Source organism: Kaistella polysaccharea (assembly GCF_020410745.1).
Lineage (GTDB): Bacteria > Bacteroidota > Bacteroidia > Flavobacteriales > Weeksellaceae > Kaistella > Kaistella polysaccharea.
The window spans coordinates 2,605,705-2,621,406 of sequence record NZ_CP084528.1 but is presented as its reverse complement, the minus strand read 5'-3'; the positions used below and the strand labels follow the sequence as shown (position 1 = coordinate 2,621,406).

At 33.6% G+C, this 15,702-nt stretch carries 15 protein-coding genes and 1 pseudogene; 8 read left to right on the top strand and 8 right to left on the bottom strand.

The features are described 5' to 3' along the window. Positions 1-55 precede the first annotated feature (55 nt). The 8 genes from LC814_RS12150 (at position 56) to LC814_RS12115 (ending at position 7,423) form a co-directional block, all read left to right on the top strand. Positions 56-487, top strand: a complete 432-nt coding sequence (locus tag LC814_RS12150; protein WP_226064231.1) for a hypothetical protein — start codon at positions 56-58, stop codon at positions 485-487. Between the two features lies 1 nt (position 488). Then, positions 489-1,610, top strand: coding sequence for an IS21 family transposase (istA, locus tag LC814_RS12145; RefSeq protein WP_226064230.1), 1,122 nt, complete (start codon positions 489-491; stop codon positions 1,608-1,610). Positions 1,611-1,645: 35 nt separating this feature from the next. After that, on the top strand, positions 1,646-2,389 hold the full coding sequence (gene istB / locus LC814_RS12140) for an IS21-like element helper ATPase IstB (protein WP_226064229.1): 744 nt from the start codon (positions 1,646-1,648) through the stop codon (positions 2,387-2,389). Positions 2,390-2,682: 293 nt separating this feature from the next. After that, on the top strand, positions 2,683-3,738 hold the full coding sequence (locus LC814_RS12135) for an integrase core domain-containing protein (RefSeq protein ID WP_226064228.1): 1,056 nt from the start codon (positions 2,683-2,685) through the stop codon (positions 3,736-3,738). Positions 3,739-3,910: 172 nt separating this feature from the next. Then, complete coding sequence (locus tag LC814_RS12130; RefSeq protein WP_226064227.1) at positions 3,911-5,245, top strand: hypothetical protein; 1,335 nt, start codon at positions 3,911-3,913, stop codon at positions 5,243-5,245. A 108-nt stretch (positions 5,246-5,353) separates the two neighbouring features. Then, entirely contained in the window at positions 5,354-5,995 is a 642-nt protein-coding gene (locus tag LC814_RS12125) for a hypothetical protein (RefSeq protein WP_226064225.1), read from the top strand. 21 nt (positions 5,996-6,016) lie between these two features. Beyond that, positions 6,017-6,913: a hypothetical protein gene (locus LC814_RS12120; RefSeq protein WP_226064224.1), complete on the top strand. Its 897-nt coding sequence runs from the start codon at positions 6,017-6,019 to the stop codon at positions 6,911-6,913. Between the two features lie 9 nt (positions 6,914-6,922). Beyond that, positions 6,923-7,423 carry a Riean_0653 family protein gene (locus tag LC814_RS12115; RefSeq protein WP_226064222.1) on the top strand — a complete coding sequence of 167 codons (501 nt, stop codon included), beginning with the start codon at positions 6,923-6,925 and terminating at the stop codon, positions 7,421-7,423. A 166-nt stretch (positions 7,424-7,589) separates the two neighbouring features. On the opposite strand, the pseudogene LC814_RS12110 reads toward LC814_RS12115, so the two are convergent. The 8 genes and pseudogenes from LC814_RS12110 to LC814_RS12075 all read right to left on the bottom strand — a co-directional run bounded on the left by LC814_RS12110 (position 7,590) and on the right by LC814_RS12075 (position 15,700). After that, positions 7,590-8,701: pseudogene (locus LC814_RS12110) on the bottom strand (IS3 family transposase). A 1,102-nt stretch (positions 8,702-9,803) separates the two neighbouring features. Then, positions 9,804-10,289 carry a hypothetical protein gene (locus LC814_RS12105; protein ID WP_226064220.1) on the bottom strand — a complete coding sequence of 162 codons (486 nt, stop codon included), beginning with the start codon at positions 10,287-10,289 and terminating at the stop codon, positions 9,804-9,806. Between the two features lies 1 nt (position 10,290). Further along, complete coding sequence (locus LC814_RS12100) at positions 10,291-11,238, bottom strand: relaxase/mobilization nuclease domain-containing protein (protein WP_226064219.1); 948 nt, start codon at positions 11,236-11,238, stop codon at positions 10,291-10,293. A gap of 1 nt (position 11,239) precedes the next feature. Then, positions 11,240-11,536: a plasmid mobilization protein gene (locus LC814_RS12095; protein ID WP_226064218.1), complete on the bottom strand. Its 297-nt coding sequence runs from the start codon at positions 11,534-11,536 to the stop codon at positions 11,240-11,242. A 143-nt stretch (positions 11,537-11,679) separates the two neighbouring features. After that, positions 11,680-12,588: a DUF6371 domain-containing protein gene (locus LC814_RS12090; protein ID WP_226064216.1), complete on the bottom strand. Its 909-nt coding sequence runs from the start codon at positions 12,586-12,588 to the stop codon at positions 11,680-11,682. A 222-nt stretch (positions 12,589-12,810) separates the two neighbouring features. After that, positions 12,811-14,187, bottom strand: a complete 1,377-nt coding sequence (locus tag LC814_RS12085) for a DUF3987 domain-containing protein (RefSeq protein WP_226064214.1) — start codon at positions 14,185-14,187, stop codon at positions 12,811-12,813. Between the two features lie 10 nt (positions 14,188-14,197). Continuing rightward, positions 14,198-14,500: a DUF3853 family protein gene (locus LC814_RS12080; protein ID WP_226064212.1), complete on the bottom strand. Its 303-nt coding sequence runs from the start codon at positions 14,498-14,500 to the stop codon at positions 14,198-14,200. Between the two features lie 240 nt (positions 14,501-14,740). Continuing rightward, positions 14,741-15,700, bottom strand: coding sequence for a hypothetical protein (locus LC814_RS12075; protein ID WP_226064210.1), 960 nt, complete (start codon positions 15,698-15,700; stop codon positions 14,741-14,743). Between the last annotated feature and the right edge of the window lie 2 nt (positions 15,701-15,702).

Sequence of the window (15,702 nt, the reverse complement as noted above, 5' to 3'; positions counted from 1 at the left end):
ACGATTGATTTTTTCATGTTGTTAGCGTCATAAATTCGTATAAAAAATACGGATTATGGCCAATAAAACAACCGACATGAGTAAAATTAGAAAAGTCCTTAAATTTTATAGCAACGGAAAGAGTAAGTTGTTTATCAGCAATTACTTATCGCTTTCCAGAAACACCGTAAAGAAGTATATTTCGTTATTTGAAGTCCTTGTGTTAAGTTTTGAAATCATTAACGAAAAGACAGACGCAGAACTTGAACTTTTGTTTTGTCATACTACTGAGGAATCGGTGAGTCCCAAATTACAGACTTTGCAGGATTATTTTCCGGTGATGGAACGGGAATTAAAAAAGGTAGGAGTCACTATTTATCGTACTTGGGAGCAGTATATCGCTTTGTATCCCGATGGTTTTCAGATCACCCAATTCCGGCATCACTACAAAGTATGGGCAAAGCGGGTGAATCCTGTGATGCACATGAATCGCAAAGCTGGTTTATAAAATGTATGTGGATTACGCCGGCAAAACCCTCTCTATTACTGATAAAAAGAGTGGCGAGATCAAAAGCGTTCAGTTTTTTGTGGCCATCTTGGGAGCGAGCCAGTATACGTATGCAGAAGCCTCAATGAGCCAGCAAAAGGAAGATTTTGTACGTTCGGTAGAAAATGCGATGCACTATTTTCAAGGCGTTCCCTCGGCCATTGTTCCTGATAATTTAAAATCTGCGGTCATCAAAAGCAGCCGTTTTGAACCCACCATTAATGAAACCTTCGCCGATCTTGCAGATCATTATGGGACCACCGTTTTACCTGCCAGAGCCTATAAGCCTAGAGATAAATCTTTGGTGGAAGGCGCCGTGAAGATCTTGTACCGAAGGATCTATGCCCATTTAAAAGAAACCCCATTCTATTCATTAGCAGAATTAAACCAACAAATTTGGGATCTGTTAAAGATACACAACGATAGCAAACTCACTGCACGTCCTTACTCCCGCAAAGAGTTGTTTTTAGAGGATGAAAAGCAAAGCCTTCATCCACTTCCAAAAGCGCGGTTTGAACTCAAATACCAGTCGCATGCAACGGTGATGCAGAATGGGCACGTTCTGTTGAGTCAGGACAAAAACTATTACAGCGTTCCGTATCAATATCTCAAGAAAAAAGTAAAACTTTTATACACTTCCTCCGCCGTAGAAATCTTTCACAAATACAACAGAATTGCCATTCATAGGCGCAATTACAAACCTTACATATATACCACCAATGCTGAACATTTAGCCAGTACGCATCAGTTTGTGTCTGATTGGAGTCCTTCGCGGTTTATCGATTGGGCCTGTGAAATTGATTCCGTTGTTGGGCAATATATTATCCAAATTATTGAGAGTAGAAATCATCCTGAACAAGCCTATAAAAGTTGTATGGGAATATTAAACTTCGAAAAAAAGGTAGGCAGAGAGCGATTGATCAATGCCTGCAAATGTGCCCTTGACTTTAAAATTTACAGCTATAAAACCATCCAGAAAATTTTAGAAAACAATTTAGACCAGATTGATTTTGAGCAAAAATCAGAGTCTGAACAGCAACTTCCAATCCATGGGAATATCCGGGAGAAACAGTATTATAACTAGCAATTACACATTAACAAAATTAAATTTTAAAAATCATGAACGAACCTACCGTTACCAAAATGAAGCAAATGAAACTTTACGGCATGCATCATGCGTTTAAAACCGCTATAGAAAGTGGTAAAACAGATCATTATACGCTCGATCAGTTTATCTCGATGCTGATCGATGCAGAATGGGATGAACGGCACAACAGGCGCATCGAAAGAAGCATCAAGAACTCGCGATTCCATTATAAATCGAATATTGAAAGTATCAACTTCGAGCAGTCCCGAAACTTGGACCGCAACCTGGTGCTGCGCGTAGCTGGATGCGAATTTGTAGAAAAGAATGAGAACATTTTAATCACCAGAAGTACGGGTGTGGGCAAAAGTTATTTAGGCACCGCATTGGGTTATCAGGCATGTATAGAGGGTTTTAAGGTCAGTTATTTTAACACCAATAAATTGTTTGCTAAATTAAAAATGGCAAAAGCAGATGGCTCTTATCTTCGGGAATTGACCAAAATACAACGCCAAGAGGTGATTATATTGGATGACTTTGGACTCCAGACACTGGACAGTCAAAACAGAATAACTCTTCTAGAACTCATTGAAGACCGTCATAACAATGGTTCTGTAATTGTAACTTCGCAAATCCCGGTTCAGGGTTGGTATGATATTATCGGTGAAAAAACCATAGCCGATGCTATTTTAGACCGACTAATGCACCAATCTCACCGCCTCGAATTAAAGGGTGAATCGATGCGCAAAAAAAGAGGAATAAACACAGAGGAAAATTAATTATATTTGAATACAAATTAGCACATGAAAAACAGTCGTTTTTACCGCAAAAAAAAGAGATGTTAATTTTAGCCGAATTTACATGGTCACTTTAAACCGAATCTAGGTGGTCAATTACACCGAACTTTACACTTTGTACATGGTATGACGCCGGGGCAGCTCAAACGGATCCGGGAACTTGAGAAAGAGAATAAGATGCTCAAGGAGATCATTGTAGAAAAGGATCTGGCAGGAAAACTTAAAGATGATTTGCTAAAAAAGAAGTTTGCCTTGGAGAAAAAAAAGCACTCGTAATGCGCTACAACTCACAAGGTCTAAAAAGAGATGTAGCACTTGCAATTACAAAAATTTCTAAACATCAATATTATTATCAACCTAAAAAGACAAAACAAGGCAGAAAACCAAGTTTAGTCACTGAAAATATAGATGGAGAAAAAGTGCTGAACGAAAAAGTTGTAGACGAGATCATCCTTCTCCAAGAAGATCCAGACACCATTTATGGTTATAAAAAGACAACCACAGCACTTAAAATGAAAGGCTATCTTATTAACAAAGAGAAAACCTATCGTTTGATGAAAAAGCATCTATTGCTCCAGGAAAAAGCGAAAAGGCCGCAGAAAACTTTTGCCAAATACCGCAAACTTTTGCCAGAAGGACCTTTAAGATTACTGGAAATGGACATTAAAATGACATGGATAGAATCTGTACAAAAACATGCTTATACCCTTACCTTAATAGACACTTACACCAGAGTTATTTTGCATAGAATTACCAAATACTCCATAAAAAAGAATGATGTAAAACTGTTTTGGGATCATGTGATTCAGGAATATCTACAGGCTCATAACTGTTTGAAAGAGAAGATACAAATAGAAGTTCGTAATGATAATGATAAAAGATTCTCTGCCACTTTGATACAAGAATATTTTAAAGAAAACCATTTAAATCAGGTCTTCACACACCCTTATACCCCACAGGAGAGCGGACATATAAAGAGTTTTCATAATATTCTGGGCAGACATTTACAACCTTATCTGTTTTGGGATCTGCAGGAACTGGAAAATAATCTGGAATTATTTTATGAAAAGTACAACACCAGGCGTTTGCATAGTTCTGTGGCAGATCTTCCACCGATGGCATTTTGGGATCTGCACGAGAAAAATTTAATAGAAAAAACAGTAGATGAAGTAAATAGAAAAAAAAAATTCAAGTTAAAAATCCCCTACCACGAAGTGGCTAAACATACGGGTAATAATGAGCCAGAGGGCAGTTCCTTGCCACAAAATGAGCACGTAAAAATTTATAAAAAGAGGGACGGCGCCGAATACTTCTCACAACATACGGTATAAAAAATCTCCGTCGGTTGTTCCTTGCAATGCAAAGGTAATTCAGAAAAATGTAAATTAGCAATACCTAAAAATAAATAGTCCGATTTATAGGGGGGCAGACCAATGCGGATGAAGGCTAATATTATAAAGTTAATTTTTTTAAAACCAATTTATTATTTAATAATTATAACTTATGAAAACAGCACTACAATCTAAAAAATGGTTTATTTTTCTACTGACATTTTACTCAATAATTGTAAATTCTCAAAATTTGCCTCGTCATCAAAATGAACGAACTTACCAAGAGTATATGGATAAGATCCTTGATGAAATAATTAAAAATGATAAAGATATCTTTAAGAATGGGATTTTATATGATAGGGTGCCTCACTTAGCTAAATTGGATAAATTCAATACGGGAGATAATATTTCGAATTACAATCACTTTTTAAGATCTTGGGAAGAACGTTATCAAGCTTCTATAAAACCAGATTTTCAAAATATATCGTCAATAAATAAATATGCTTTGGCAAAGGAAATGCAAGGTGTTATAGTTATAGGTGCTATAAATATAGAGTTTACAACAATTGATAGCACTGCTCTTTCTCCCAAAAAACCTTTAATGGAATTGAAAAATGGTAAGCTTCATCATATAAAGGGTAATAATGCTTATATTGATAATAAATCATTAGTGATCAGTGCATTAAATTCTAGTAAAGTCGATAGTCTTAACTTACAATTTGAATTTGGAAAAATTTTCCTTAATAATTCAAAAAATAAAATTAAGGAAATGGTTGCAACTTTTGAAGGAAACCAAAAAGTTAACCTAGTAAAAAATGGTAAAATCAATAAGGAAATTTTTCGAGTGAACTTTTTAAGCCCTGGAAATAAAAAAATAAAATTCGAAGCAACATATAAAGATGGTGCTACAAATACAACATATGCTGATTTCTTAATTGACACTTCAACTCAACTCAAAGAAATAGTGTCTATAAATTCTCAATCCCCAATTATTCCTGTCAAGGCAACCAAACCATTCCAAGGGTATGATGAATTAGCTGATTGTGGAGGTAATTGTTTTGGAGAAGGTGAATATCAAATTTTTTCTTCAAATACAAAATTAATGAAACCATTTATCATTGTTGATGGTTTTGATCCAAATGATTCACGAAAGATACCTGATATATTATCACAAATGCAATATGACGGAACCAGTTTACATACTACTTTGCTGAACCAAGGATTTGACGTTATAGTGGTAAATTTTCCGAAATATATTTCAGGGACTTACTATTATGAATATTATGATTATGACGAATATGGAAACTATGTTCCAATAGGATCATATATTGATAATTATCGTGATGGTGGTACTGATTATATTGAAAGAAATGCGAAAGTGGTCGAATCGCTTTTGAATAAGTTAAATGTGGAACTAAGTGCAAATGGTAGTTCTAATAAAATAAAAATAGCTGGTCCGAGTATGGGCGCCCTTATAGTGCAATATGCATTGAGAGAAATGGAATAAAATAATGAGATACACAACACCGATTTATTTATTTCATTTGATGGTCCGCATAACGGTGCAAACGCTCCTATAGGAGCGCAAAAAGCATTGCAATACTTTAATATAGGCATGGCGAAACAGGCTTTAGAAAGTCCATCAGCTAAACAAATGTTAATAAATCATTATTTGTCTAATTCTGATGGTTTTGCATTTGGTGCTCCTAATTTTAGGGACAGATTTCAAAGGGAGTTAAACAATATGGGATTCCCGAAAAACAGTAGAAATATTGCTTGTATAAATGGAAGTGTTTTAGGTGAGCCAAAATCCCAAGCTGGCGAGAATATGATGCATGCTGACTTGACAGGATTTATAGGTTTTCTGCGAAGAATTGGCTATGTAAATTATACCCCAGATTATGGCAGTAAAGGAGTATTTAGATATTTAAAATTGAATTGGTGGGGAGCCAATGTACAAGATGAAATTGAAAAGTTTACAAATACAGATGCGAATGTCGGAAGCTTAGATAATTCTCCCGGTGGTTATTTACGTTTAAAGGGAAGAATTGAAGAAACCATCCAAACAACTTTTCCAATCACGAGTATTTATCAATTTCAATCTATTTTACAAACCAAAATTGGTATTTTTGCTCCTTTAGCACTATTTGTAGCAGATATATTTATTGATCATATTTACCTTAATCTAACTGGAGATAATACTTTTGTTCCAACCAAAAGTGCCCTCGCCTTTAGAGGAAATCCTCTATATAAATAAAAAATTGGATGTAGAAATTTAGTGTGTACTGGCGAAACCCCATTTGATAGTTACTATGCGCCAGTCTCAAATCAAGAGCATGCCTCTCTCCATACGGAAGGTGTTAATTGGTTGATGAATGAGGTGTTGGGTAATCAACAACTTCCATCAGTTTATAATGATTGTGGATTAACCAAATTGAGTATCGATGGTGAAAATACCCTTTGTTATGGGACAGAAGGCACATATAAAGCTAAATCTTCATGTTATAATTTAACTAACAGTTGGACAGTTTCAAGTAACTTGCAAGTGTTGTCTTCAACAAATGACGAAATAAAAGTAAAGTCAAATATAGATAACCACAATTCATCGGGATGGATTAAAGCATATTTAAGCAATGGCGAAATTATTACTAAAGATTTGGTTACCGTTCCTTCTGTTTCTGTTGAATTAGTGAATTATTCTAATTTTGTCAAAGTCAATTTAATTGGTGCACAAATAAATATTAATACTCAAAATGTAACAAATATTGCTTGGGAAAAAATTGGAGGAGATGGAAATTTAAATTTCACTAATAATAGTCTTCATGCAACTGCGTCAGGTTATGAGTATTCTTGGTATGTGGAGGGCAAAGCGACGATAACTAATTCGTGTGGTATAAGTGAAGTATTTTTTACAGCTTATCCCGAAAATACAGATCCTTGTTTACAAGTAAACAAAATAGCAACTAATGAATATCAAATTGTTCAGCCTTGTGAATTAACTCCTGTGCAAAGAGTTGAAAATGTACAATTATTTGATATGTATGGACAAGGTAAAGATGTGGTGTTTAACTCTAATAAAATTAACCTCAACGGTAAAGCATTAAAAGGGTCAGTTCAAATCTTAAAAGTCAAAGCGGGTGATAAAGTGATTACAAAAAAAATAATAATTGATTAAATTAGTATTATGAAAAATATCTTTTTAGTATTGGTTTTAGGTTTTCTCATTAATTGTGGTGACAGAGCAGATGTGCCTGCAGGAAACAAAACTTTTAGTTGTAAAATAAATGGAAATTTATTCACTCCTAAATATTCAGATTTAAACTCATCACCAACGAATAAGGGTCTTTATATTGATAAAGGTATAAATAATTGGAAAGATTTATTAATCATAGCCCAAAATTCGGATACGCAAACTAAAGTTATCTTATATGTCAAAGATTATGCGATAGGGACTTTTGACCTTTTTCAAAGTAATGGTAATTTATTTCCATTGAATAACCAAACAACTCAAGCTACACTTATTTATAATGGACAGAAATTTTTATCAAAAGATAATGCATCTGGACAAATTATTATTACCCATAAAACGGATACCGATATTAAAGGTAGTTTCGAATTAAAGTTATATAGTGAAGATAACCCAAGTAATTATATAATAATTACCGAAGGTAGATTTGATGACTAGAAATTATTCCTTTGAACATTAAGTAATTTTTTGCACAAGTCTGTGTAACTTGTGATTTGCAAATTACACAGTTTTTAAACCCTAAAAAGTAATTTTAATATTGCTTTTTAGGGTTTTTTTGTTAAAAAAAATCGTTCACTGACCTCCCCCCGATATATGGAACAGTCTAAAGTAGAGAAATTTGTATTTTTTGACTGTTTTTAATGAACTCGTTTGGCGTTAAATTCCCAAGTGAACTATGAGGTCTTATACCTGTTGTAATCCTCTTTCCAAACATCCAGCTTTTGCTGTGCATCCTCCAGCGATAAGAACCAACTCACATTAAGGCATTCATCCCTTAATGATCCGTTAAAGCTCTCTATAAATGCATTATCCGTAGGCTTTCCCGGTCTGGAAAACTCCAATTCTAGTTTTCTTTCATAAGCCCATCTGTCGAATGCTTTGTTGATAAACTCTGGTCCATTATCAATCTTAATACGCTTGGGATAGGCTTGCTGCTCAAAGGTAATAATTTTTAATATTTAAGCAACATCCTCTCCTTTAATGGAAATTCCGGAATGAAGAATCAAAGATTTACGGCTATAATTATCCACTAAAGTTAAGATCCTAAATTTCTTGCCGTCAAACAGGGCATCGCTCATAAAGTCCATGCTCCAGCACTCGTGTAAACTAGAAGCAATGCCATTGGTAGGAACCCGGGAGCGTGCAGATTTTATTCTTTTGTTTGGTTTTCTCCTCAGATTCAAACCTTCTTCACAATAGATTCTGTAGATCCTTTTGTGATTGTCGTTCCAGCCTTCTCGCCTAAGAAGAATATGTAAACGCTGCACGCCATACCGTACACGAATGTTGGAAAGTCTATAAGGCGCATCCTAAGTGCCGTATCATCTCTCCGGTGCGGATGGTAATAGTAAACACTGGACTGTAAAAATACCAAACGGCAGCTTCTTCGCTGAGAAACCCGATAATCCTGCTGTATCCCTTTCGCCAGTTCACGCCTCTGAACTGGCTTTAGAATTTTTTTTTCAGAACATCCTGAAGAATCTGCTTATCCAAACTTAAATCCGCTACCAGCTTTTTAAGTTGGCTATTCTCTTCCTCCCGTTGACGTAAACGGCGAAGTTCCGTTATGCCCAAGCCTCCGAATTTTTTCTTCCAATTGTAAAAAGTTGCCTCACTGATGCCCATTTTTCGACATACTTCTTCTACTTTTACTCCCGTCTCGGACTGCTTCAATGCGAAAACAATTTGGCTTTCTGTAAATCTGCTCTTTTTCATCTGATTTTTCTTTGTTTAAAATTAATTATTTTATCGAAAAATCTCTACTTTTAATTGATACTGTTTTTTGGGAGAAGGTCATGATAATTTGGTGCTGTCGTTGTCGGATGTTGGAAAGTGGTCAGGAAAAGCGCTGGCCTTAGCGTTGGCTTGCTATCCACTTTTCCAAATCACAGGTGATAATCCGCCCAGTGAGTTTGTCGCTTCATTAATTTTTAATCAGTATGGCACTCGAAGTTCTAACCAAAGAGGATCTTCAGAAATTCAAAACAGAATTATTGGAAGACATCAAAAATCTATTCCACATCAGAACCACAGAACACAAAATTTGGCTGCGTTCCGCGGAAGTAAAAGAACAGCTCAACTGTTCGTCAGGCTCCGCTGCCCGAAGTTTCCCCAATTGGCGCCTTCAAATAATAAACCTCGCTTCATCACCAATCCTTTTTGTTGCCCCCCCCGTCAGCCCCGTTCCGAAACACGCAGATTACCTTAGTAAGCTGCGCAAATTGCACGTGTTAATTAATTTTTATCTTTTAAGAATATTCATTTGGAGTTGCTGGCTGACCTCTGTTGCTTTGCACCAAAAGATGCGCAGTACAAATTTTATGCGGATCAGGTTCCCACACGAAAGGATTCCTGCAGCGAGGTCATCCTCCCAAAAAGATAATTTTCTATCTTTACGGATTAGCAGCGTAAAACAACGATGAAGAAATTCTATTCCTTCTATTAAGCCTTTCCTTAAACTTTTGCTTTTCTCAAAGTACAGAACATTTCAAAATTCCGGATTCTCTGAAAACAAAGAGTTTTCACTACTTAGAAAATTCCTTTGATAAAGTCTTAAAACCTATTCCTCAAAAGCCGAAGTGCTTGCTGTTTTACTGAAAGAAAAGCTGCAACTGATTTCCGAATTAAACACTAAAAATTCAGTTTTATTTGGGATGGGCGATATAATGGGCTCGCTGGCGATACCTTTGCTCTTTCTGTAAAACAGGAAGAAAATGAAGATTTTGGTGATTAAAAAAGTCTCTTTAAATTAATTCTGCTCAGTTGCTTTGATGTTGCTAATTTTCCAGATTTTAATAGATTGGTCTTCTACAGATTGTTATTTTTGTTTACTCTCAAGCCAATTTTCATATTTTTCTGTAAGATTCTTTTCTTTCAAATACGTATTCATTCGGTATGATTCTCTTGCATAGAATTTTAGTTTTCTTTCAGCATCTTCTTTTTTATGATACTGATCGATACCATAGGAGAGAAAACCGGTACACAAAAACAAAAGAATGGTTAAAGCACCATAAAAGTACAATTGATATTTCTCTTTTTCTTTAGCAACAACTTTCATTGTGGAAATCTGCTTTTCAAATAGATTTAATAATTCACTTCTGTGCTCTTTAAACATTTTATCGTTTTCTTGAACTACTGTACCTAGGGGTTCATAGTCAACTTTCAGAGATGAATTATTAATTTCTTCCAACTTTTTATTAACTGTGGTAATTATTTTTTCATTCATATCGAATTTCTCAATTGCTACATCAAGTTTCGCATTGAATAGCTCCATCAGATCTTGTGATTTTAGTTTTTGTGCCATATTATCTTCTAAATTTTTTCTTACGTTTTCTTTTTAATTCATCTTCAGTGTGATCAACAATATTGGGACTAAATGCAAAAATATTTTGTGAAGGAAAATTGGTGTTTCTTTTTTCAGCAATAATTGTTTCCTCTTGAACTTTTTGAATGTTAAATTTATTTATTTCCACCATTGCATTACTTAAATCAAAATTTTTATCCTGAAAAAACAACCCAGAATCTAAGAGGATTTTAAGTCCCATATTGCGGTGGGCTTCGCTCGCTTTCATTTCAGTGTGACTTTCCATATCTCGAACTCTAAAACCCTGTAGTATGCCTTGCTTATTAATTGTGGGAATAAAGCTCACACCCTGTTTAAGCATTTCAGATAAATATTTTTCCATCGTTTTTGGTTTTGCTGCCATTACATTAAGATGCTTTAGATAAAGTTCCTTTCGTAAACTTTTAAAACCAGATTGAATTTGTTCTGTTTCTACTATTTTATCAATTCTTATTTGTTTTGCTGAAATCAATCCATTTTTTTTAGCAACCCTGTGTGCAGCCCATTGTGCCAATTTACCGATATGATTATCTTTCAACAATTTCCCATTTTCAGCTACTCTGTTGAAAAGTATATGAATGTGCCGATGTCTTTTCTCTGTGTGGAAAAAGGCAATGAATTGAGAATTTTCCACATCAATTTCTAACTCTTTCAAAAATTCGTTTGTCATGGTTTGCAGCTGTGTTAGACTTAATTTTTCTCCATCTTCTACGTGCGGAGAAAGAATCATTGAAATTAATTTATTGGTGGCTTTTTGATTCAGATTCTGCATGATTTTCATCTCTTGAAAAAGTTCAATTGGAGTTTCTCCACACAGATTATTTCGTAATATTTCGATTCCTTTTGCGTCATCAATTACATAATTAAAAATCGAAAAACCACCGACACAAGATTTTGCTTTACCTATCATTTTATCTAAATTTTTCCAGATGTTTTTTAACTATTCTTGATGTTTCCAACGTTTCATTTTTCAATCCGGTAACATCGCCAAGTTTAAATAAATTTGAAATTCTTCGGAAATTATCAGTATATTTTGACAAGTTTTTATAGCATATCATTTCATCATCTGTCAACTTATTTTTGAGTTCTAAACCCAAAGCAAGTCGTCTCGTAAATTCGGAAATTGATAGTCCAGTTTTCGAGATTTTGTTTTTGATAATTTGATGTTCAAGAGGCGAAACTCTGAACCTAAATTCTTTATTTTTCATATTTAATTTTTGTACTTTTTATTTTAAAATTGCAAAGCAATTTTTCCTTTTTTGACCATCGGGAGAAAAAGCGGGATGCTGATAAGATGCAAAGTCGGCACGATTTGTAGCGCAAACAGCACATCTCGATATATAAACTGTTTTTATATCTTTTTGTATAATTTCTTCATGAAAAAATCTGAAATATCAATCCCTTCATTTTTCTGTTCATCTGCAACTTCTTTTTCAAGCAAATCGGATACATAAATATCAAATCCAGTTGCATTAAAACCGTCTGCTTTTCTTTTCCATTCTTGATAAGTGGTTGATCCATTTTTTTGAATTTCACAGTCAGGATACGCAATAATCTTTCGGTGCTTTATGGGTTCTAATTTCTTCAATTTAAATTCTCCTTTTGCACCACAGGACAACCATAAAAAACCTGGAAATATTACACTCATAATACAAGCGGTTTTTTCTGATTCTACTAGAGCAATTATGCTTGTTTTATCATTCTGGGTTAAATGCAAACCATACAAACATTGAGATAAATTAAAATCTGAAATTTCATTTTTCGTCCTCAAAAATTGATGCATCCATGTAATATTTTTTGTTCTTTTGCCGGTTTCAAAATATTGGATTACTTTTCCTGCTCTTACTTTTTTTCGCTCATCAATTTGCCAGAAAATTGTTCCATTATTAAACTCGCAGAGTGTTCCAATTTTGTATTTTTTTTGAACTGAATTTGCTATTGAGCTCCCAAATAAAAATTTTAAATATTTCAAGAAATTATTATGATTGCTCATTGATAATTCAACCAAATCATTTTTATGAAACGAAGGTGAGACTTCATAAAAATGACTATCCATAACCTCTGAATATTTACAATTTTGAAATCCATCTTTCGTAGGATGATAAAAAAATGCACACTTTGTTTCTCTATCACATCTTCCGTAATTTTCCATGATTTCAGTTGTTTCCGTATCAATGAAAACCACAAACGAAAACTTCTCACAACTGGGACATTTATATTTCTTTGAACTTGGGTCTAAAATATACCGGTATCTTTTCATGCCTGCACTATTTACATTTTTTGCACTATCCTTTATTCATGGCTGATTGAGCTGTGTTTTTCATTGCACTTTCGTTGCATTTTGCTGCACTTTCAAATAGTTGCATTTTGCACTTCCTACACTTTGTTGCACTTTAATGCGTCCTCACAATGCTGACAATCAATACATTATAACTCAAAATGCAAAAATGCAAAGAGTGCAGTTCAGAATTTATAGTTGATTCTAAAAAACTTGCTTTTCGTAAATTCCATGGGTAATTTTTTTAAAAAGTTTTTCATCTTTTAGGAAATTTTTAAAACTTCTTTCCTTCATCAAATCATCGTTAGAAATTATTTCAATTCCTTCTCCTGTTTTGAATTGTTGCGGAAGTTTATCAAATACATTTTTTTGTATTTCTGTGAGTGAGTCATAGTAAGTATTGTCGATGATTTCAAAAACACGGACTGCATTTTCAAAAAAATAATCTCTTAATTTAATTGCAGATTTTAAGGTTTTTAAAGAGATCAACTGAAGTTTTTCATCATTACAAACCGCATGAACCACTTCGATTAAAATTGAAAATCTCAAAACATATTGTTGGAGTTTCACGGAAACGCCTCTCTGGTATTCAAAATCAAAATCATTTTTTTGGCAGTTCTGCCATTTGTATAAATAATCCTTTGCTTCGGGATGAAATTCCAGTATCACTTCTGAATTCTCGGCCAGGTTATAAATTTCATTGATAAATTCTGAATACCATTCAATATATTTCTCATCTAAATCGAGATCATTCCATTTATTGTCAACATATTTATATGGCAACACAAAGAGAAGACGATCAATAAAACCATTTTTCATTTTATTTGACTGAAAAACACTCGATAAAATCGCTTCCTGCATGGTTCCGATAATATCTACTTTTGTATTATCAACTCTCATTTCCTCGCCTGAAATCCTATTTTTAATAATGGGTTTTCCACTCCAAGCGGACAAATAGGATTCTTCCTCACTTCCTTTCCGATATTGATTGAAAGAATTAAAGAAGCCTGCAATTTCATCGGTATATAAACCAATTCCTCGCGGATTAAAATAATGGGCTTTTACAAATGCTTCTGGTGTAAAATCATTAAGCAATAATTGACGAAGAAAAGGAACTGTAGTTTTAGATTTTTCTTCTACTGGCAGTTGTTCATATTCTTTCTTTTTATGGAGATATTGTTCAAAATTCTCCTTATCCAATTTCATTAAAGGATTAAGACAAAATGAAACCGAATGGCTTTTTACATCGCCCGTTCTACCGACAAGAACCAAGTATAAATTTGATTTTTCCAGCCAACTATTTTTTACTTTCAGTTGGATTCGATTGCCGATCGAAACTGAAACAGCATAAAGAATTGAAGCCGATGTATAATCTGGAGAAAAGTTTAAGGTACTTTCTAATTCTCTTATTAGTTTTTGCATTATCGGCGGGAATATACCTCCTGGAAATATGTTTTTTCCTGAAACAAGTTTGAAATCTTCTTTTAATCCGTTGAAAATATGAAAGTTTTCAATATCATTCTTTGTGTCAAAAAATGATGCGCCTTTGTGATTTTCGTCGGGTAACCGGGCGTTTTCCATTTGCGCCATCTTACATATTGTTTTTAATTAGACTTAAAGCCAATTCGACATCAACCATGATAGAACGTCCCTCCTGAATTATAGCGTCATCAATAATTCCTCTTTTTTTTATACGATTTGCTTTTGCAATGCTGCAATTGAGAAGATTTGCAATTCCACGAATTCCGTAAACATACTTTTTACTTAAGGGGTTTTCAGAAATAGAAACAATTTGGTGATCTTGAACCGTACTTCTACACTGTTCATTTAATGCCAAAAATTCTTGACCTGTCATTTGCCAGATTGGCTTCTCTAAAAGATTTTCGATTTTCATTTTGAATTTTATTTAAAGTTTAATAATTAATATGCCTGTTCTAAATATTGCAAATAGACATAAAATTCGAAATGGAGAAAAATGGAAATAAAAAAAATATCAATAATTTAATACTGATATTCAATGCGTTATAAAATAAAAAATAAAAATAAAATGCAAAAAAATGTAATAGGACTTTATGAGGTCATTTGCATCTATTTTATTAGAGAATAATAAATTTCAAGACTCTCTGCGACTATTTTAACTCTTGAGACTTTCAAAATAATTGCTTATTTTTAAATCAATTTCTTCATGATCTTTAGTTTTTAGGTGATCTTGGTTAACAGTCTTTATTTTATCAAAATTTTGGATTTGAAAATATTCTACAATCGTCTTCTCCCATATTTCTTTTTTATTGTCAACAATAAATGCTTTCAATTTGTTTATTGAATAAGCAATATATTTATCCTTACTCGGGTTTTTTTCGAGACTAAGCACCTTATTTAATGTAATCTGATTATAAAATTCTGGCAGTGAAACAGTTTTCAATAGACTCATTTTAACTAAAATCGAATAGGCTAATTCTATGGAATCCTCATCCTTAAATATAATTTGTGAAAAAGTATTTGAGTTGGAAAGTCGCAGTATCCATTTTTCTATAATGTCCATTTTTTCTAGAAATGGACTGAAACTGAAATAAAGAATATTAGAATTATTTTCAAAAAACTCATCTCTTTCTTTTTGAACAATCTCAAGTTTTTGCTTCTGAAAATTGTATTCACTATTAGCAATTTCGAAATCTCTGGTTAAATTTTTCATCTCAACAGATTCTTCGGAATATTTCACACTCCACGATTCTAATTGACTTTTCAGCAATCTATTTTCATTTCTGTATGACTCAAGTCGTTTGCTTTCAATCTCAATTTTGTAATCATAAGGAAGCAGTAATTGTTCAAAGAAGACACTTACAGAAAACTCTTGTATTAAACTTTGACTATCGTTAAATTTCTTCTTAATCTCTGATATCAGTACTTTATATTCACTTAAAAGAAGTGGAATATTTTCGCTTCGCAGCAAATCTTCATAAACTAGAGCATCATCTATTTTACAGAAAAATATGATATGGTCTAATAAACCCTTTGTCACATCACTTGTATTTCGAACTGTATTAAAACCAGTTGCTATTCTTTGTAGGAAGGCTAAATGTTCACTTGTTTTCATTT